20 protein-coding genes and 1 pseudogene are annotated in these 18,353 nt (G+C 41.9%); 3 read left to right on the top strand and 18 right to left on the bottom strand.

The window, feature by feature from the left end; translation table 11 throughout:
- Nucleotides 1-149: 149 nt before the first annotated feature.
- From GC096_RS14365 to GC096_RS14355, 3 genes are all read right to left on the bottom strand, one after another.
- Complete coding sequence (locus tag GC096_RS14365; protein ID WP_171631100.1) at nucleotides 150-590, bottom strand: hypothetical protein; 441 nt, start codon at nucleotides 588-590, stop codon at nucleotides 150-152.
- A gap of 133 nt (nucleotides 591-723) precedes the next feature.
- Entirely contained in the window at nucleotides 724-876 is a 153-nt protein-coding gene (locus GC096_RS14360) for a hypothetical protein (RefSeq protein WP_171631099.1), read from the bottom strand.
- Between the two features lie 362 nt (nucleotides 877-1,238).
- Nucleotides 1,239-2,237, bottom strand: coding sequence for an LCP family protein (locus GC096_RS14355; protein WP_171631097.1), 999 nt, complete (start codon nucleotides 2,235-2,237; stop codon nucleotides 1,239-1,241).
- Nucleotides 2,238-2,834: 597 nt separating this feature from the next.
- On the opposite strand from GC096_RS14355, the gene GC096_RS14350 reads away from it, so the two are divergent.
- Complete coding sequence (locus GC096_RS14350) at nucleotides 2,835-3,203, top strand: helix-turn-helix domain-containing protein (RefSeq protein ID WP_171631228.1); 369 nt, start codon at nucleotides 2,835-2,837, stop codon at nucleotides 3,201-3,203.
- Nucleotides 3,204-3,234: 31 nt separating this feature from the next.
- Here GC096_RS14350 and GC096_RS14345 read toward each other — a convergent pair whose 3' ends face one another.
- Nucleotides 3,235-3,741 (bottom strand): tyrosine-type recombinase/integrase, encoded by a 507-nt coding sequence (locus GC096_RS14345; RefSeq protein ID WP_056608974.1) that lies wholly within the window; start codon nucleotides 3,739-3,741, stop codon nucleotides 3,235-3,237.
- 255 nt (nucleotides 3,742-3,996) lie between these two features.
- Between GC096_RS14345 and GC096_RS14340 the strand changes: the two genes are divergently transcribed.
- Nucleotides 3,997-4,482, top strand: a complete 486-nt coding sequence (locus GC096_RS14340) for a hypothetical protein (RefSeq protein WP_171631095.1) — start codon at nucleotides 3,997-3,999, stop codon at nucleotides 4,480-4,482.
- A 43-nt stretch (nucleotides 4,483-4,525) separates the two neighbouring features.
- Here GC096_RS14340 and GC096_RS14335 read toward each other — a convergent pair whose 3' ends face one another.
- On the bottom strand, nucleotides 4,526-5,392 hold the full coding sequence (locus GC096_RS14335) for a metallophosphoesterase (RefSeq protein WP_171631094.1): 867 nt from the start codon (nucleotides 5,390-5,392) through the stop codon (nucleotides 4,526-4,528).
- Nucleotides 5,393-5,589: 197 nt separating this feature from the next.
- Between GC096_RS14335 and GC096_RS14330 the strand changes: the two genes are divergently transcribed.
- Nucleotides 5,590-5,763: an anti-repressor SinI family protein gene (locus GC096_RS14330; protein WP_246302760.1), complete on the top strand. Its 174-nt coding sequence runs from the start codon at nucleotides 5,590-5,592 to the stop codon at nucleotides 5,761-5,763.
- A 19-nt stretch (nucleotides 5,764-5,782) separates the two neighbouring features.
- On the opposite strand, the gene GC096_RS14325 is transcribed toward GC096_RS14330, so the two are convergent.
- The 13 genes and pseudogenes from GC096_RS14325 to galU form a co-directional block, all read right to left on the bottom strand.
- Nucleotides 5,783-6,124 (bottom strand): helix-turn-helix domain-containing protein, encoded by a 342-nt coding sequence (locus GC096_RS14325; protein WP_171631090.1) that lies wholly within the window; start codon nucleotides 6,122-6,124, stop codon nucleotides 5,783-5,785.
- Between the two features lie 152 nt (nucleotides 6,125-6,276).
- Nucleotides 6,277-6,624 carry a helix-turn-helix domain-containing protein gene (locus GC096_RS14320; RefSeq protein ID WP_056608965.1) on the bottom strand — a complete coding sequence of 116 codons (348 nt, stop codon included), beginning with the start codon at nucleotides 6,622-6,624 and terminating at the stop codon, nucleotides 6,277-6,279.
- 8 nt (nucleotides 6,625-6,632) lie between these two features.
- Nucleotides 6,633-8,441, bottom strand: a complete 1,809-nt coding sequence (glmS, locus tag GC096_RS14315; protein ID WP_171631088.1) for a glutamine--fructose-6-phosphate transaminase (isomerizing) — start codon at nucleotides 8,439-8,441, stop codon at nucleotides 6,633-6,635.
- Between the two features lie 295 nt (nucleotides 8,442-8,736).
- Entirely contained in the window at nucleotides 8,737-9,906 is a 1,170-nt protein-coding gene (locus GC096_RS14310; protein ID WP_171631086.1) for a DegT/DnrJ/EryC1/StrS family aminotransferase, read from the bottom strand.
- Between the two features lie 17 nt (nucleotides 9,907-9,923).
- A complete protein-coding gene (locus GC096_RS14305) occupies nucleotides 9,924-10,559 on the bottom strand; it encodes an acetyltransferase (RefSeq protein ID WP_171631084.1) in 636 nt (211 codons plus the stop codon).
- 16 nt (nucleotides 10,560-10,575) lie between these two features.
- A complete protein-coding gene (locus GC096_RS14300; protein WP_171631226.1) occupies nucleotides 10,576-11,172 on the bottom strand; it encodes a sugar transferase in 597 nt (198 codons plus the stop codon).
- Nucleotides 11,173-11,274: 102 nt separating this feature from the next.
- Nucleotides 11,275-12,093 (bottom strand): annotated as a pseudogene (locus tag GC096_RS39660) (glucosamine inositolphosphorylceramide transferase family protein); the annotation flags it as partial.
- A gap of 78 nt (nucleotides 12,094-12,171) precedes the next feature.
- Entirely contained in the window at nucleotides 12,172-13,209 is a 1,038-nt protein-coding gene (galE, locus tag GC096_RS14295; RefSeq protein WP_171631082.1) for a UDP-glucose 4-epimerase GalE, read from the bottom strand.
- A gap of 23 nt (nucleotides 13,210-13,232) precedes the next feature.
- Nucleotides 13,233-14,306 carry an EpsG family protein gene (locus GC096_RS14290; protein WP_171631081.1) on the bottom strand — a complete coding sequence of 358 codons (1,074 nt, stop codon included), beginning with the start codon at nucleotides 14,304-14,306 and terminating at the stop codon, nucleotides 13,233-13,235.
- A gap of 21 nt (nucleotides 14,307-14,327) precedes the next feature.
- On the bottom strand, nucleotides 14,328-15,212 hold the full coding sequence (locus tag GC096_RS14285) for a glycosyltransferase family 2 protein (RefSeq protein ID WP_171631079.1): 885 nt from the start codon (nucleotides 15,210-15,212) through the stop codon (nucleotides 14,328-14,330).
- Nucleotides 15,213-15,216: 4 nt separating this feature from the next.
- The gene (locus GC096_RS14280; RefSeq protein WP_171631077.1) at nucleotides 15,217-16,326 is read right to left on the bottom strand and encodes a glycosyltransferase family 1 protein; all 1,110 of its coding nucleotides are present in this window, start codon (nucleotides 16,324-16,326) and stop codon (nucleotides 15,217-15,219) included.
- Nucleotides 16,311-17,465 carry a glycosyltransferase family 4 protein gene (locus GC096_RS14275; protein WP_171631076.1) on the bottom strand — a complete coding sequence of 385 codons (1,155 nt, stop codon included), beginning with the start codon at nucleotides 17,463-17,465 and terminating at the stop codon, nucleotides 16,311-16,313. The genes GC096_RS14280 and GC096_RS14275 overlap by 16 nt, the downstream gene beginning before the upstream one ends.
- An 11-nt stretch (nucleotides 17,466-17,476) precedes the next feature.
- Nucleotides 17,477-18,352: a UTP--glucose-1-phosphate uridylyltransferase GalU gene (galU, locus tag GC096_RS14270; RefSeq protein WP_056608942.1), complete on the bottom strand. Its 876-nt coding sequence runs from the start codon at nucleotides 18,350-18,352 to the stop codon at nucleotides 17,477-17,479.
- Between the last annotated feature and the right edge of the window lies 1 nt (nucleotide 18,353).

Below are 18,353 nucleotides of genomic sequence, written 5' to 3'. Positions count from 1 at the left end.
CTGCTCCAGAGCTTTACGACCCTGAATCTTTTCCAAGTACGAAAAAATTTGCAAACATACATCCAAGTCAAGAAGGAGTCCCTTAGAGACTCTAACTTCTTGGCCTGGAAGGATACGGACGGGAATACGACGCGTCTCAAGCTAATCAATCAGCATGAAACATCCATTGTTGTCTTATTGGCTATTTCCATGGCATTGACATAGCCACGCACAGCCTTCTCAAATTCATTCTTAAATTGATGCTCCCAGTAACGGAGAGTTTGCAGCACGATGGCGCCTATCGAGGTTTCTTCCTCCAACCACTCCACGGCATAGACATAGCCATTCTCAAACTGGCTTCTTTCACGAAGCACGCCGCATATCGCTATGTCTTCGTTATGAAACTTAAATTGGAAACACCAAATCACATTTTCATTGATGGGTAGACTTAAATAAGAAGTGAAGCCCATTTGCGAAGGACTAATGTCGATCACTTTGAACGGCGTATACTTGGAATCCAGCATTCGCCCGTCAATCTGTTTAATATTCATCAAACCATAACAAGGATATTTCAAAACCATTTCTGATCCTTCAGCAAAAGATGTAGTCATCTATTCCCCTCCTTAATGTTACGATATGTATCATCTCGAGCCTGACTACAACAGGTGCTGACTTTCATGTGCGATTAGTGTGGCATACGTTAATGAGTATATAGGGGATTGTTTGGACGCGATGCGATGTGTGTTATCGCTCGGGAGTGAGGGGAGCATTGTTTGGATGAACTTGGAGGGTTTTCTTCGACTGGTCTTCTTTCCACAACAGAAACTGCTGCAAATCCAGTCCTAAATGTCTTAAAACATCTTTAATCTCAAGTGTAACTGGCTTATCTTTTTCCATAAAAGAGCACCACTCCTGATCATGTTATGTTTTATGACATTTCGCTTTAAATCTGCTTCCAATTTATGATACATCTCGTATCTTGTCAAGAGGATTTCACAAAATAAGAAAGATCGATAGATCCTCAAAGACTTGTATAGCACGTGTGAAAATTACATCATCTGTTTTCAAAGTTATGCCCGTAAAACCTCGGATATGATTAGAATCCTGTATTGATTTGGGCAAGAAATCTTGTAAGCGCACCCAAGTCTGATAGAATCAGCGGCTCTCGTACGATGTCATTTCGAAAAAAAATAATTCCAATTATTCAGATACGAAACGTATCCAAAGTGCGAAAGTTGGTTCTTTTTTGACTGCAAAGCTTAATCTTTAAATAACGTAGCGCTGATTTCCTTCACCTTCACCATGTCCGGAATCCAATAATATAGCCGTGATTGTACTAACGGATCCATCTCATAGCCACTTTGGCCAGGTACTTGCTTGGTTGTAAAATCTTCCGCAGTCATTCCTTTGAATAGCCAGGCTAAGCTAATGATATCGCTATCTTGGAAATTCGTATCCACGATATCTTTCTTGACCTTTGTGAGCAAACCTGCGATTTCTCCAATATGCTCTGGTCTCAAAATTTCTGTAGCAATCGTTTTTAGTAGCTGTGTTTGCTCGCTCTGCCTGTCGAAATCTCCATTCGCAAAAGCATATCGTTCCCTTGCCAGACTCAGCGCCAATTTGCCATCAATATGCTGCTTGCCTTGAGGTAGTGTCACCCCAGAATGAAGTAAATAAATATCGTTATTAACCTCTACATTCACCCCGCCAATAGTATCGATGAAATCCTCAAACCCTTTAAAATTAGTCTTCATGTAATAATTGATCGGTACATCTAGAAAATTGGATACGGTTTGAAGAGCTTCTTTCGTCCCCTCCTCGTTACCTCCCCGCATCTCACCAAGGATATGAGCATGGTTTATTTTGGTGTACCCCACACCATCTATGTAGACGCGACTGTCTCTGGGGATGGAAATCATATTGATTTTACGTGTGCTGGGAATAATGTGCATAACGATAACAACATCCGATCTAGAATTCTCATCACCTCTTGCGTCCGTCCCAAGAAGAAGCACATTGAATGATTTTATCGGTTTAGCAGGTACTTGCTGTGTGACTTGAGGCGTTGGCTCTACAGCAGCTTTAGACTTAATGGCCGTCACTCCTTCCTCAACAGGAATCGATGGCCGACTTAAAACTGGCACGTCTAGTTGCTCAAAGTGATGAACGGGCTCATATTTCCAATAAACACCTAATCCCCCCCCGATGATTCCAACAAAAAGACAGCCTGCAGTGTACACTACCCAACGACGCATGTAGTCACTCCTTTAACTTATCTATTTATTAGATACGTATTGTATCATCGAGATCATAGAAATACAAGATAGAAAACAAATAATAAGCCACGTCTCTTATGCAACTAAGAGAACGTGGCTTATTGGTGATCACAAGTCCATTTCATGTCTCTCATGTTGCTCCCGCCTTATCCAATCAAATCCAACTCGCAACAGCCATTCCATCAACATAGCTCGGAAAGTAAATAGGTTGCATAGTCTCGCACTTCATACAATGAGCCAATGGAATTGTTGTATGGTAGTAGCCCGTCTTAAAAATCTTTTTGGCATAGCACTTATCCATCATGGCATTGCATTCGACACAAAATACTTTTTCATAATTTATCATCTATTCCCACCCCTTAATGTATGACTAAATGTCGTAACCTGTTACAATATGTATATAATATTCATTATATGATACATTTCGTAACTTATCAAGAGGTTATTAATTATTTCAAATACATTTTGTATCTAGTCAAATGAATCTCTGCTTTGTTATAATTATCTTCTGGTATATTTCGTTAATGATAGTGGATATAATAAGTGAATGATTATGAACAGTGAGGACTGATCAAGCTGAAATACGGAGATCGAATTGCACTTTTACGTGAAAAAAGAGGACTAACCCAAGAGGATTTATCCGTCAAAATAGGTATTTCCCGAGCATCCCTGTCTCACTATGAGACCAATCGCCGGGAACCTGATTATGAAACTATTAATAAGATTGCAAATTTTTTCAATGTTTCTATTGATTATTTACTAGGCCGCACGAACCATCAACAAACGGTCTTGGACGAAGAAGTGCGAGACTTTGTCGAAAATCTCGATTTAACAGACGAGGGTATATTACAGAAGTTTTCATTAACAGTGGATGGAAAACGATTATCTGCCGAAGAAGCAAGAAGATTTATTGCTTTTGTTAGGGCTGAGCGTTCATTAGAGTAATTAGTAGCTGCTCTCAACGCTCAGCCTTCCATTAGTTATTGACACCTATATACTTTAAAGTCACGGATGGTGCTGACTGATTAAACAAATCTCTAAGTACAGAGACATTTCTCGTTTTGAGGTAGTAATGATAGCCATAGGTCTTACGAAGGGTATGCGTACCTATATCTGTTAAGCCTACCTGCTTTGCAGCCTGATTAAGAATCCGATAAACACGAATTCGCTTAATAGGGTGACCCGTACGCTGAGAAGGAAATAAGTAATTGTCTTCATCCATATATTGGACATATTCCTTAATATAAGCCTTCAGCTGCGAAGAAAGCTGGAATGTCTTTACTTTCCCCGTTTTCTCCTCTCTTACACTCACAATATTTCGATCGGTTACATCTTTTACTTTTAAATAGAGAATATCACTAAGATGGAGCCCTGAATTAATTCCAATTGTGAAAAGCAGCCAGTCACGAACCGATTGTTCTTTCAACACTTCCTGGATTTGCTCAATCTTCTCTTGTTCTCTAATTGGTTGAACAACTTGCATGAGTAGCACCTCACATGACCTTAATTAGTTTCATAGGATATGTTACGATATGTATCTATTGATATGTGAAGCTATCATTTTATTGGCATACCACTCCCTTTTCATCTATTATGTTACATATTGTATCATAAATTTAAGAAATGATCTATGCCTTTCGCTGTTCTCAAACCCGAAAATTTAATGTATAATTCTTAATAAAGAACAATACTATATTACTACACTAGTATACTATTAAGAAAGGAGGTCGCGCCATCTATGTTCAAAAAAATGCTAAGAATACCTCTTATTGTCATACTCTTGACTACCATTCTATTCCCTGCATCAGCCTTTGCTTCAGGCTATGATAACGGAAATTCACAGAAGAATACTCTACTATCTCAATTCATGAATAATTTAAGTAAAATATTCAATTCAAATACATATGGCAACACGAACAGCAATAACAACAGCAATAACAACAGCAATAGCAACAATAATAACAACAATAATAACAACAATCAAAACAACAACGACAAAGACAAGAATAAAGATAAGGATAAAGATAAAGATAAGGATAAAGATAAGGATAAAGATAAGGGCAACAACAACAACAACAACAACAACAACAACAACAACAACAACAACAACAACAATAACGACTGGGACGATTATAATTGGGATGATTGTTGGGATGATTTCGATTTCGAAGATATTGAATGCGAAGACTCCTATAATATCTGGAAAAAGTGGTTCTGCTATTGATAGAAAACTCCGCTGCATCCATTGTGCCGCGGAGTTTTTGCGTTTATATGGAATTCGTCTCGAGGACGAATACAGTGATCTCAGGTCGGCAATTAAATCGAATCGGTAGTAAAGTCGTACCAATACCGCGATTGGTGTACACATGGAACTCCGTTCCGTCGAAGTTATACAAACCTATCGAGTACTTCTGGCCCAGGTCTGGTGTGAATACACTTCCATAGAAAGGAATACGAATCTGCCCACCGTGACTGTGGCCGGAAAGTTGTAAATCAACTGGATAACTCGAAGCCAAGTCGGCAAAATCGGGCTCATGTGCGAGCAAGAGGACGAATTCATCTTGGTCTATCCCTTTTAGGGCGAGTGGTAGATTAGGGTTACCATGGAACATCTCATCCACACCGACGATATGAATACTTTCATCTCCACGGCTTATTCTTTGGCTTTCATTGACGAGTACTTTAAAACCAGATTGCTCCAATACCTCCGTTATTCGCGCCGCATCCATACGCAGATCATGATTCCCTAGTACCGCAAATTTCCCATACGCCGCATGAAGCTGAGATAGAACTGGAATCACGTCATCCGATATTTCGCCTTGTCTGGAATCAAATAAATCGCCAGTAAAAACAAGGATGTCAGGCTCTTGACGCTGCAGCAGCTGGACCAATCTAGTTAAATGAGCTAAACCATAATACTTGCTAATATGGGTATCGCTGAATTGTACAATTCGCATACCCGCGAACGAAGCTGGATAACGCTTGTATGATAGTTTGACCGTCGTTGTCTGGATCCAATTCGGCTCACCGAAAATACCATATGCACCGCTCATTCCCGCTAATATCCCTAGAGAACCAACCGCCAATAGACTATGCTTGAGGAATGACCTGCGACTTAAGGGGGTATCGTCCATGCTGCGTCCGCCTCCTAACTAGGTCTAAAGACTTGTATCACATACAAATTAATACATAATCTTCTTCTCAATTAATGATACAGTTTGTATAATTTTAATGTTAACGGGATTGATTTCGGAGAAAAAACATGCGATAATACATATAACGATACAAAGCGTATCTTACGCAGAAAGTTTTGGAGGGGTCGGTTGTGAATATGCTAAAGCAAATGGATATAGAAGAGTATGATGCAGAGTGGATCAATCTTATTATGAGCGCTCGTAAGATGGGACTTACTATGGAAGATATCCGCGCATTCTTAAGAAGCCCCTTCCAACCCAAGAAACTAACACAAAACACAAATGAAAATGATCCTTGTATGTCCCCATAAGTTCACATAGCAAAGCTAGCTATTCATCGTTAGGCCGTTTCATTCTCCATTTATTGAAATCCAAAAACTCCCGAAATTGCTGCTTATCTACACCAGAGGTCATTGCTTCTTTAATGATTTCATACCATTCCTCATCTAACTCTCGCTCACCTACAACAGTCTCTTCTTGATCATCAATAAGCCGGTCGACAGGCACTTTTAATACAGCTGCAATCTTCTCTAAAAACTGGATAGAAGGATTCTTTTGGATGTCACGCTCTAGGCTGCTAATATACGATTTGGCCACACCTGCCCGCTCAGCTAATTCTGTGAGGGACAGGCCCTTTTCTTTCCTTAATTGTTGTACGCGTTTACCAATCATATTAGATCTTCCCTTTAAAATGGAATAGTTGCTCCTATTAGTATAACAGAATTCCTATTAAAGAACAAATATTGTTCCCAATAAAGAACAACACTAACCCCCTTAGGGGCTAGTGTTGGCTTATCTATCATGAATAAGTTCCTACAATCTCATCACACACTCGTTATTTTGTCATTATGCCATTTCATAAATTCGATCAATATTTTCAGCTCATGGATCCGTTCCTTTTTAATTCCTGACTTTTTTAAGTCCGCAATAAAATCCATCCATTCCTGATCAAGTTGCTGATTGGTTTCTACTTCTACAGCAATTTTCAGAAGTATTTTCAGATCAACCTTGAGAACCAAAGCAATTTTCTCGATGACATGAATGGAAGGATTCTGTTTCAAATTTCGCTCAATGTTGCTTAAATACGACTTGGAAATACCTGTCCGTTCCGAAAGCTCGGACAATGTATACCCCCTTTGCTTACGAATGCTCGATATATTGTGACCAATCATCGTTATCATCACTCCACAGTGACACTTTTGGCAAGATTTCTGGGCTTATCAATATCACAGCCCCGATATTTAGCTGCATAATAAGAAATTAATTGCAATGGAATCACTGACACCAGTGGGGTTAGCAGCTCATGAACGGCAGGCAGCACAATCTGATCGCCTCTCTCCTCGGATCCTTCCATGGTAATCATGCACACATGGGCACCTCGTGCCATGATTTCTTGCACATTGCTTCGAACATTCGCACGAATATGTGCCTGTGTAATGAGAGCAATGGCAGGTGTCCCCTCCTCAACTAAGGCAATGGTGCCATGCTTGAGTTCCCCGCCTGCGAACCCTTCGGCTTGGATGTAGGAAATCTCCTTCAGCTTTAGCGCGCCCTCTAATGCAACGTAATAATCTACCCCTCGGCCGATGAAAAAGCAATTTCGTGAGGAAGTGAGATATTGCCAAACGACCTCTTCCATCATCTCCTTCTTATTAATCATAATTTCCATCGCGTTCGCGGCGATACTCAGTTCATGGAAAGGATTTATACCATGTAACTGCTCCATGCTTTTCTCTCTCACACTATCGAAGGCTAGCAACGCTAATACAGCAATTTGTGCCGTGTACGCTTTCGTTGAAGCTACAGCGATCTCTGGTCCTGCATGCGTCAATAACGTATAATCGGCTTCTCGAGATAACGTCGAGCCTGGTACGTTCGTTATCGTGACGGTAGGGTAACCCATCTGTTTAATCGCAACCAATACGCCTCGGCTATCTGCCGTCTCACCACTCTGCGAAATAAAGATAAACAGCGGTTTTGCGGACAGAATAGGCCTGTTATACAGAAACTCACTGGCAATATGTGCTTCAACTGGGATATTCGCAATCTTCTCGATCAGTTGTTTGCCAACTAATCCAGCGTGATAACTGGTTCCACAGGCAATGACATAGATGCGATCCGCCATTGTCACGCGTTCACGCAACTGCGGGTCAATCAAGATCCCTCCTTGGCCATCCTGATATTTGGAGATTACTTTGCGAATAACCACTGGCTGCTCGTCAATCTCCTTGAGCATATAGTGCGGGTATAACCCTTTCTCGATATCGCCGGCATCCAGTTTTACTTGAAAAGGTCTTCTTTGAATCGTTTCACCATCTAAGTTTTTAATTATTTTGGTATGCTGGCGAAGGATCACCATCTCTTCATCCATCAATTCGACGAATTGATTCGTAAGTTGCAGCATCGCCATCGCATCGCTCGCAATCACATGGAAATCGGCTCCAAGCCCGATGAGCAAAGGACTTTTATTTTTGCCAACATAAATGGTTTCCGTATCCTGACTATCTAATACAGCAACAGCGTATGAACCTTTAATGGCTAGTAGTAACTGCCGGAAAGCCTCCTCGACAGATAATCCGCTTTCTACGAGCTGCTCCATCTTTTGTACAATGACCTCAGTGTCCGTATCACTGGAGAATGGAATATGAGCAAGGGACTTCTCTTTCAGCTCTTGATAGTTCTCAATCACACCATTATGTACGACCGTGAATCTACCTTTGTGACTTTGATGCGGATGTGCATTGCGTTTACTTGGTTTGCCATGCGTCGCCCACCTCGTGTGACCGATTCCCATCCGCGCCCCTTGCTCCGGATCAATCACTTCTCGGAGCGCAGCAATTCTACCTTTTTCTTTATACAAATGTAGGCCACTGTCGTTTAAAATAGCGATACCTGAAGAATCATACCCTCGATATTCTAGCTTTTCTAAACCTTTAACCAATATTTCCTTCGCGTCCTGACTGCCGATATATCCCACAATTCCGCACATTCGCATACCTCCCCAATCTCAATTCTCAATAAAGAACAACAAGGCAATATTTAGGAATAATTGAATAGATTTGTCTATTTATTCATACGTTTGTACAGAAGGGAGGAATTCATGCCATGACTTCATTTTGGATAAACGTATGGAGAAAAGTGATACGTAGGTACCATAAATTCATGCATGACTACACCTATATCCTCTATCACGACTGTCTCGATATCTCTATGAAAATAACTTTATTCCAGAAAATGATCCATCATCGTACGAAAATGGACGAAAATTCCTAGGCCTACTCTTGTTACGCACTGATACTCTTGGCTTTAAGGATGGATTTCTGAATACAGGTAATGACCCGATCTTGCTCTTCTTCTGTCATACTAGAGCCCGAAGGCAGGCATAAACCTGATTGGAATAACCGCTCTGACACATTGTCATTATCACTATGCGGATAATAGGCAATCCCTTCGAATAGCGGCTGCATATGCAGCGGCTTCCAAACGAGACGAGCCTCGATGTTCTCTTCCGCCAAGAGTTCTATTAACGTCTCCACGGAGACGCCGGCTTCTTTGGCATCGACTGTCAATGCTGTTAACCATCGATTCGATCGCGTATTCGGTAGCTCCGGCATAAATTGAATGCCTGGCAAATGGGATAATTTGTGATAATAGCGTTCAAATACAACGCGTCTAGCGACCACTCTTTCTTCCAAAACCGCAAGCTGAGCACGGCCAACTCCCGCCAATATATTACTCATTCGATAGTTGTAACCCATCTGACTATGCTGATAATGCAGGGCATAATCTCGTGCTTGCGTAGCTAGAAAGCGTGCTTTATTCAGCCCATCCACATCGTTCGACACCAACATGCCTCCGCCTGATGTAGAAATGATCTTATTCCCATTGAAGGAATAGACGCCAAACTTTCCAAACGAACCGCTTGCTCTTCCTTTATAGGTTGATCCTAAAGATTCTGCCGCGTCTTCAATAATGGGGACATGAAATAATTTACACAAGGCCACGATTTCGTCCATTTTAGCACTTTGACCATATAGATTAACGACAATGATCGCTTTGGGCAATTTACCATTAAGCGCGGCTTCATAGAATGCACGTTCTAGTGCTTGTGGAGACATGTTCCATGTTTCTGGCTCTGAATCAATGAATACAGGTGTTGCTCCCAAGTAAACAATTGGATTAGCGCTAGCTACAAACGTTAGACTTGAACAAAAGACGGTATCCCCTTCAGCAACATTCAATAGTCGCAATGCTAAGTGTATGGCCGCTGTACCCGAACTAACTGCTGCCGCATCAACAAGGCCGACATGACTTGCTATCTCTTTTTCAAAGGCATCGACATGAGGACCTAACGGAGCGATCCAATTTGTATCAAAAGCCTCCTGGATAAACGCCATTTCATTACCACTCATATGTGGGGGAGAAAGATAGATTCTTTTTTTGTTGGTAAACATACATTCATCCACACCTTTCATTCACTCTTTTTTTGAATAAGTATTGCTGGGGTCCCAATTGCTGTTCGACATGAGGGAATATCATGGATAACCGTAGCTCCCGCTCCTACTGTGGCCCATTCGCCAACCTGTTTCCCTGGGATTATTGTCGCTCCTGCCCCTATCATGCTTCCTTCTCTAATCACAACAGCACCTGTCAACGTCGCCTTAGGTGCAAGATGAACATAGTCTGCAATCTGACAGTCATGCTCAACGATTGATCCTGTATTAATAATGGTATGGTGACCAATCTGGGCATCTGCATTAATAACTGTATTAGCCATAATGACGGAACCATGACCTAGCGATGCACTCGGACTAATGACGGCTGTCTCATGGATCAGGGTGGCGTAGTCCTCATGAGGTAAGCCTATTTTCGTAAAAATAGATTTTCTTCGTTCGTTATTGCCAATGGCTATCACCCATTTCAATTCATGACCGAGTTCAATCAAGTGATGAGCTGAGGAGATTGGCCCCTTATACAAGCCATCTTTGTACATGAGTGCCGTGTACTTATCATCTAGCATAGCTACGATTTGATTTGCTTGCTTGGATCGAATAATTTCCTTGATAACCTTGCTATGACCACCCTCGCCAATCACAACAATATTCACAGGAGTCCACATCGCTTCATGACAAATTTGACCCCGAGAATTTCTCCATCGTTACATGATTCCCATGACTAACACCTTCTGATTTCAAGACTTTGCCAACCGTTAATACCAATATTTTGAGATCCAACATAAAGCTTCTATTCTCGACATACCAAATATCGAGTTTGAATTTCTCTTCCCACGAAATCGCATTTCTACCGTGGACTTGCGCCCACCCCGTAATCCCAGGTCGGACAAGGTGACGTTTCGATTGTTCTTCGGAATACAGGGATAAATAATCCATTAATAGCGGCCTTGGCCCGACTAGGCTCAAATCGCCTTTGATCACATTGATCAATTGTAACAATTCATCCAGACTGAATTTCCTAAGAAAACTGCCAAAAGGAGTTAATCTCATTGAATCCGGTAATAGATTACCCTCACTGTCCCTGGCATCCGTCATGGATCGCAGCTTTAATATGTTGATTGGCTTTTCATGTAAACCTGGTCTCTGTTGCTTAAAGATGACCGGCGATCCAAGCTTCAACTTAATTAGAAGGGCAACGATACCGATTATCGGTAGAAATAGCAGTAGTAATAATATGGCAACACTGAAATCAAATACTCTTTTCATAATTGATCTACTCCCACTCAGCTTTGCTAGGAAACTTGACTTCAATCGGTCAAACTTCCATGTAACATAATTCACTTTTTTAAACTCATGTCCATCAACAGCTACCAGCCACTGATTCTCATCCAACTTTAGCTGGTCTATATGATGCATCCCATCTTTTCTCCAATCCAACTCTTCCTTAGAACCACTTAAGACAAGAGAAACTTCCTCTTCTTCATACGTATCTGCTGAGAGCGTATTTACTTTAAACATTCTGACGGAGTCTCCGTAATGTGGATAATCAGCTTGTGTGTATCTGTACAGCACACCTTCAGAAACAATAAGTCTCCCGCCAGGACGACTTATTGTATGATTGTTTGAGATGATGGGACTTTGTGAATGCTCCAACCAAGGCCCCTCCAGCTGATCTGCATAGAAGATATGAAGATTCCCCACACTCGTCCCTGTAAACATCCACCATTTATCATGCATGTTCACAATGGAAGGATCCAGATAATTACCTTCCATGAGTTCCGCCGTTACTTGCCAGTCATAGGGGAAATTCGTGGCTTTGTATAGAAGAATACGGTTCGATTCCGCCGTTTCCGGCAACATGTAAATCTCATTATTATGGACAAACACTTGCGGATAAGACAAGTGAAACTTCTCACGCAGCACGACCTGCCGATAATGCCATTGGATCCCATTGGAACTGGTTGCTACACCAATTTCCCCTTTGCCCGATGCTTTATTAAGAATCTCAAAGAAGAGGAGAAATTCTCCGTTATGCTGCATGATGAAGGGATCAGCAACAAACTCAGCAGGTACATCCGTAATATCGGATGCTTGAAGGCTTGGTATTTCCAACTTCTGTTTATGAGGTTCAGTAGCAATAAAACCTTCTGAAACGAATACTGTAATCGACCACAACGATACAATCATTCCATTCCGCAACAGCGCATACCAATTCCGAAATCTTCTAAAGTCCATTGCACGAATGATTGACAGATTAATTCCTCCTCATATATTTGCAAGCATTTCGTTTTCTACTAAATAGCCACGCGGGTTGCCGGTTTGCCAACGCCACGAATCGAGGCACATTTCATCAATACCCTTCAGCGCGATCCATCCCAATTCTCGTTCAGCTTTAGTTGGATCTGAGTAGCATACCCCGATATCACCAGCCCTGCGTGAAGTTATCTTATAGGGGACACTCCTGCCCGTTACACGTTCGAAAGTCCGAACCATTTCCAACACACTGTAACCTTGGCCCGTTCCCAGATTGTAAGCTTCAACGCCAGTTGTTTCCATAACCTTCTCAAGCGCCTTCAAGTGTCCTTGTGCTAGATCTACCACATGGATATAATCTCTTACACCTGTACCATCTGTCGTAGCATAATCATTGCCATATACCTGCAGTTCCTTCAGCCCACCAACGGCTACTTGTGTAATATACGGCATTAGATTGTTAGGAATCCCATTCGGATCTTCTCCTAATCTACCACTCTCATGAGCCCCTATTGGGTTAAAATAGCGCAATAGGGCAATACTCCATGTCGGGTCAGATACATGCAGATCTCTCATTATTTCTTCAATCATGAGCTTCGTTCGACCATAAGCATTGGTTGCCCCAAGCGGCGTATTCTCAGTAATTGGCACTTGTTCCGTTGTTCCGTAAACTGTTGCAGAAGAACTAAACACAATCTTTTTCACTGCAAATTCTTGCATAATTTCGAATAAGACAATGGAGCCAGAGATATTATTATGATAGTAGCGTAGAGGGACAGAAACAGATTCGCCAACTGCCTTAAGCCCTGCTAGATGAATCACGGCTTCAATCTTATGGTTTCGAAAAATGCCCTCCATATCCGGTCGATTGTTTAAACTGATGGGATAGAACTCGAATTCTTTGCCCGTGAGTTCCGTTACTCGCAGCAAGGATTCTGCACTACTGTTACTTAGATTATCAACGACGACGATGTCATACCCCGCATTCAATAACTCCACACATGTGTGACTTCCAATGTAGCCCGCTCCGCCAGTCACGAGAATTGCCATCGTGATATCCCCCTATCATTCATTCAAAATTTTAAATAATCGCTTTTATAAATAATGTTTAACGTAACCACATTTTCAAAGTAAAAATAAACGAGGTAAAATCCCAAAATGATATAATACATAAATTTCTGTTGTCTCTTAGCAAATAAGCTAATCACCCACGACATGAGGATAACGTTGTATAAACCAAAATAGATGGTAAACCTCGCGAAAATCCAATTCTGTGTAGCTACAGCCATGACAACAAAATTCAACAACGACATGTTAACGACATAGTCACCATAGGGGAATATTTCCCGGAGCTTATCTCTTCCTATAAAGGCAAATACTAAAGGAACTGCCCCAATTATCACTCGAATTACACTTGCTCCACCCTCTTGAAAATTCTGGTACTCACTATAATGGGTATCTGCAATAGCTGTGAAAATGGCGTCTGATATGACGCTATAACCAAGTATCAAAATGACTGCAAGCGTTAAAAGGACAATTGTAGAGGATGTCCAAGCTTTTCTTCTCACTATGAAATAGATGGGGATAAGAATTAGAGCACTACCATGAAATAAGGAACCAAAGGCAACTACAAGAAAATACTTCTTCCAATTCCCCTCAAATAAAAATTTCGTAGCTGCGAAAACAATGGCCGAAGCAAGAAATTGCCTAACTCCATTCATGGATACAATGTACAGACCTGAAGTGATATATATGAAGATACTTAGTTCAAATAATTTGGAATATTTGTACAGCACATAGACGATGAGCACATTGGTCACTAAGGCTGTTATAAAAATTAATAACTGAGGATCATTCGTGAATGATTTCAATATCATTTGTAGGATACCGAAGCCAATATCTTTCTCTGCCTTCACTTCTTCCCAAGTAAAGTCACTTAACTTATAGGAATACATATAGAAGAAAGTATCTCCTATGTTGTTGCGCAATCCAGCAATGATTACGAATGTCACCATCACAATAGCCGTCAGCCACTGATTAGGCTTCATCCATAACTGACCTGAGCTCACAGTCACAGGTTTTGCTATTTGCCTAGAGAAATAGGAGGCAATATAAACAACGACCAAGTTAAGCCATAATATAGCCATATTAAGTCCCTTCCAGATAGCTTAAGAGATTCTTGATTTTCTACTTACATACCAATAGAGCATGCAGCCCAGTGGGATCGCAAGGAATGTAAGGAGTTTAGCAGGTGTTTCTTTCATAAATCTACGATTGCCGCAAATGATACTGCTAGACACATAATGAATACACTGCTTGAACTTAAAGGACAAAGAGGCAAATGGCAGCTTCATGAGCTCTTTCCGATAGAAGGCAAAGCCTTTGGGATTCTTGGAATACTGCTTCAACATGTTTAATGAAGAGCCATCAGGTAAATATTCCACACAGCAGAGAACTTCGTTCAAGAGGAGCATTTCATACTGTTGATCCAATTTATAATACTTGTAAGCTAGACCCACATATTTCTCATTTTCGAAAATGGGATACGGATAAGCTCGCGTTAACTCGCTTCGATACACCAGCTTCTTATCACCTGTCACGCCGTGCTTACTATACAGTTCAAAAAGCGTTGATCGCTTGAGTGACTCTGGCAGTTTCGTGCCAATAATTCGACCATCTGTAAAGGAATCCAGCCCGATCATACCGCTAACCTGCTCGCTGCCGTGTTCCTTCCAGAAAGTGAGAATGTGTTCTACCGCACTCGGTGGCATATAGTCATCCGAATCAATACATACATTCAGTTCTGTATCGATCAATTGATAGGCTGTATTGTGCGCACCATGCATTCCTTGATTATTCTGCCGGTGGTATCGGATCTGAATTGCATTTTCTGCGATCCAGCCAGCTACTACCTGCTCTGTATCATCTGTAGAGCCATCGTCAATGATGAGCCATACGAAATTTTTAGAGGTTTGCTTTTTCAAATTCTCATAACAAATCGGAAGACAATACGCACGATTATATGTTGGTGTAAAAACAGTAAGCTTGGTCATCTCATCACCTCGAAATACCTAGATAAAAACCTTCGGTCCAAGCCGCCGTGTTGCGGATATCATACCCCTGGTTGGATAAGGATGAAGCAGGTATGCGCCTAGATTTATTTCTGGCCATCCCAACCTTCATTTGATGAACCCATATCTCTTTATCAGCCAGCGGCAATCGCTCTACCAACCGAATACCCATATCCACTTCCTGCGTAATCTCATCCGAGATCATGCAGGGCAATCCTGCACCTTGTGCCTCAATAAGCGTCACCGGCAAGCCTTCATGTAAAGAGGGAAATACAAACATATCTAATCCTTGAAGTAAATGTGCAATATCACTTCGTACACCAAGGAATTTGACTTTATGCTGCAAATCAAGAGACTTCACTTTTCTCTCCATCTCTTCTCGGAGTGGTCCATCCCCTGCAAGTACAAGCATTGTATTGGGTTTCTCTTGATTCAATTGGGCAAATACGTCGATGAGAAAGGTGTGATTCTTCTGATGGTTGAATCTGCCAACATGCCCGAGTACGAACGACTCCGGAGGAAGCTGCAGCTCACCTCTTATTTGCTCTCTTACCACTGGTGAATATGCAAATTGCTCACTCTCGATCCCATTCTTCATCAACATCACTTTGCTCCGCTGTCTAGCGAATAGCCACTGTGCTGCCATATTCGAGCAAGCCAGAAAATGAGTGGCACAGGAAGCGATGAATGTACCTGCAAACCATTTATAAGCTTTAGCCGCTACGCCGCCTTCACTGCTTGTATTGTGACTATGTGCAATGCGAATGGGGATATCAGCCTTCTTGGCTGAACGTAATACAAAACCACTCATTTTATCCATATGAGCATGAACAATCCTGTAATTTGCATGATGAACGAAGAATTGATCTAAGGCTTGGATATATTTCGCGTGTCCACTATCCGACACGTAGGGGATTCTATGAATAATCCCTCCCATCTCGGTAATCTCCGAATCATAGGCTCCTGGTTTGCAAGTTAGAAAGTCGAATTGAATTTTCGTACGATCCACATTTCGGTATAAATTCATAAGAAGGGTCTCGGCTCCCCCCCTATTCATATTGACAACGACATGCAGAATTCTTATTGCATCGCCCACATGACCTCCACCTTTTCGTCCATAAATCGAGAATAGATTGCACTTTTCTGATGTAATACTTGCTCAATGGCGTATTTGGCTTCAACGATTTGTCTCCCATTCGAGCCTAACTGGGTTCGCAATTCTTTATCACCAGCTAAGAGCAGAAGCTTCTCTGCCATTCCTATATGATCATGAGGAGAAGTCAGCCAACCGTTGTTGCCGTCATGCACAAGTTCTCTGTGACCCCTGTTATCACTTGCAACGATAGGGAGTCCGCAGGCCATCGCTTCCATCATATTCACGGGCAATCCTTCACGCAGACTGGATGCAACAGCAATATCACACATAGGAAGCACGTGATCTATATCCTTGCGATAACCAAGGAAATCCACTTGCTGAGCAACCTGCAGCTCCTTAGCAAGCTCTTGACATTGCACTTGTAGTGCTCCTTCTCCAGCAAGCAACAGTTTGACATGAGGCGCTTCGTTTCGAATATGAGCTAATGCTCGTATGAGCTGCTGCTGATTCTTATTCTGATTAAATTCTGCCGCATAAAATAAAAGAATATCCGCTGGTTGATAACCCATGGATACTTTTCTTTCAGCTCTATGCAGTTCGTCGATCTGTTGAAACCGTGTTGTATTAACGCCAACGCCATGCACATGTTCGATCTGATTCGCCGGGAATCCACGTTTCCTAGCAAGCAGGTAATCTTCTTCATTAATTGTGATTAAACAATCCGTAAAATATGATAAGAATTTCTCTAATGGATAATAGGCTAGCCAATGGAACAATGGGGCACCTTGGCAAAAATGAAAGCCATGCGCGGTATAAATTACCTTCGTCCCCTGCTTGCGGGCAGACCGTGCAGCTAAACGAGCCAGCACACCTCCCATTGGGGTATGGCAATGGATAATATCATACTTGTTCGCAGCAAGGATGGACTTCAGTGCGGCATAAGCATCCAGATTCTTACGGTGGAGAGGTGATCTCTGAATCGGGATTTCAAACTTCATATCGACATAGGGAAGCTCAATATTCCCACTCGCAGCAACATGGACCTCGAAGCCCTGCTCCTTGAACCATTTCAAGTAAGGCAGGTGAAAAGCACTAAAGTGATAATCAACCGTTGCGCAAAACAATACTTTTCTAGACATCGTGGCATCACCTATTTAATTAATTCTTTCTCCATAAGTTCGGAAAGATATTTCAATAGACCGTATCTTAACTCTTTACGCTGCAACGCATATTCGATCGTCGTTTGAATGAATCCCATTTTCTCCCCAACATCATAACGGGTACCTTCGAATTCGTATGCATACACCGATTCAATCCGATTGAGTTGTGCGATCGCATCCGTTAACTGGATTTCGCCTCCAGCGCCTGGTTGCTGATTGTTGAGAATCTCAAAAATTTTGGGCGTTAAAATATATCGCCCCATGATTGCTAAATTGGAGGGCGCTAATTCTTTAAGCGGTTTCTCAACAAGATGATTGACGCTATGCAGTCGGTTCTCCAGCTCAAAACCATCCACAATCCCGTATCTGGACACCTCTTCGTCTGGTACGTGCTTCACGCCTATGATGGATGCGTCGTGGTACTCATATTGTTCCATCAATTGCTGCAAGCATGGCTTATCCGCTCGAACAATGTCATCCCCAAGCAATACGGCGAATGGCTCATTGCCAATAAATTTACGTGCACACCAGATCGCATGCCCTAAGCCCTTAGGCTCCTTCTGGCGAATGTAATGAATATCTACATTTGAAGACTTTTTCACTTCCGATAGCAGCTCGAACTTCTGCTTTTCTAATAAGTTCTGCTCAAGCTCGAAGGAGTTATCAAAGTGATCTTCGATGGCTCTTTTCCCTTTACCCGTGACAATAATAATATCCTCGATGCCCGATTCGATAGCTTCCTCAACAATATATTGAATGGTCGGTTTATCAACAATGGGCAGCATTTCCTTCGGCATCGCTTTCGTTGCTGGTAGGAATCTTGTCCCGAGACCTGCAGCTGGAATAATGGCTTTTCTAACTTTCATA

The organism is Paenibacillus plantarum (genome assembly GCF_013141695.1).
Classification (GTDB): Bacteria; Bacillota; Bacilli; order Paenibacillales; family NBRC-103111; genus Paenibacillus_E; species Paenibacillus_E plantarum.
This window is presented reverse-complemented; position numbering and strand designations above follow the sequence as displayed.

What these genes read in the sequence shown, in the direction of transcription:
- GC096_RS14365 (WP_171631100.1), bottom strand. Translation starts at nt 590, where the DNA reads ATGACTACATCTTTTGCTGAAGGATCAGAAATGGTTTTGAAATATCCT.
- GC096_RS14335 (WP_171631094.1), bottom strand. Translation starts at nt 5,392, where the DNA reads ATGGACGATACCCCCTTAAGTCGCAGGTCATTCCTCAAGCATAGTCTA.
- GC096_RS14325 (WP_171631090.1), bottom strand. Translation starts at nt 6,124, where the DNA reads ATGATTGGTAAACGCGTACAACAATTAAGGAAAGAAAAGGGCCTGTCC.
- GC096_RS14345 (WP_056608974.1), bottom strand. Translation starts at nt 3,741, where the DNA reads ATGCAAGTTGTTCAACCAATTAGAGAACAAGAGAAGATTGAGCAAATC.
- GC096_RS14355 (WP_171631097.1), bottom strand. Translation starts at nt 2,237, where the DNA reads ATGCGTCGTTGGGTAGTGTACACTGCAGGCTGTCTTTTTGTTGGAATC.
- GC096_RS14285 (WP_171631079.1), bottom strand. Translation starts at nt 15,212, where the DNA reads ATGACCAAGCTTACTGTTTTTACACCAACATATAATCGTGCGTATTGT.
- GC096_RS14290 (WP_171631081.1), bottom strand. Translation starts at nt 14,306, where the DNA reads ATGGCTATATTATGGCTTAACTTGGTCGTTGTTTATATTGCCTCCTAT.
- GC096_RS14320 (WP_056608965.1), bottom strand. Translation starts at nt 6,624, where the DNA reads ATGATTGGTCACAATATATCGAGCATTCGTAAGCAAAGGGGGTATACA.
- GC096_RS14330 (WP_246302760.1), top strand. Translation starts at nt 5,590, where the DNA reads ATGCTAAAGCAAATGGATATAGAAGAGTATGATGCAGAGTGGATCAAT.
- GC096_RS14360 (WP_171631099.1), bottom strand. Translation starts at nt 876, where the DNA reads ATGGAAAAAGATAAGCCAGTTACACTTGAGATTAAAGATGTTTTAAGA.
- galU (WP_056608942.1), bottom strand. Translation starts at nt 18,352, where the DNA reads ATGAAAGTTAGAAAAGCCATTATTCCAGCTGCAGGTCTCGGGACAAGA.
- glmS (WP_171631088.1), bottom strand. Translation starts at nt 8,441, where the DNA reads ATGTGCGGAATTGTGGGATATATCGGCAGTCAGGACGCGAAGGAAATA.
- GC096_RS14310 (WP_171631086.1), bottom strand. Translation starts at nt 9,906, where the DNA reads ATGTTTACCAACAAAAAAAGAATCTATCTTTCTCCCCCACATATGAGT.
- GC096_RS14340 (WP_171631095.1), top strand. Translation starts at nt 3,997, where the DNA reads ATGTTCAAAAAAATGCTAAGAATACCTCTTATTGTCATACTCTTGACT.
- GC096_RS14275 (WP_171631076.1), bottom strand. Translation starts at nt 17,465, where the DNA reads ATGTCTAGAAAAGTATTGTTTTGCGCAACGGTTGATTATCACTTTAGT.
- galE (WP_171631082.1), bottom strand. Translation starts at nt 13,209, where the DNA reads ATGGCAATTCTCGTGACTGGCGGAGCGGGCTACATTGGAAGTCACACA.
- GC096_RS14300 (WP_171631226.1), bottom strand. Translation starts at nt 11,172, where the DNA reads ATGAAAAGAGTATTTGATTTCAGTGTTGCCATATTATTACTACTGCTA.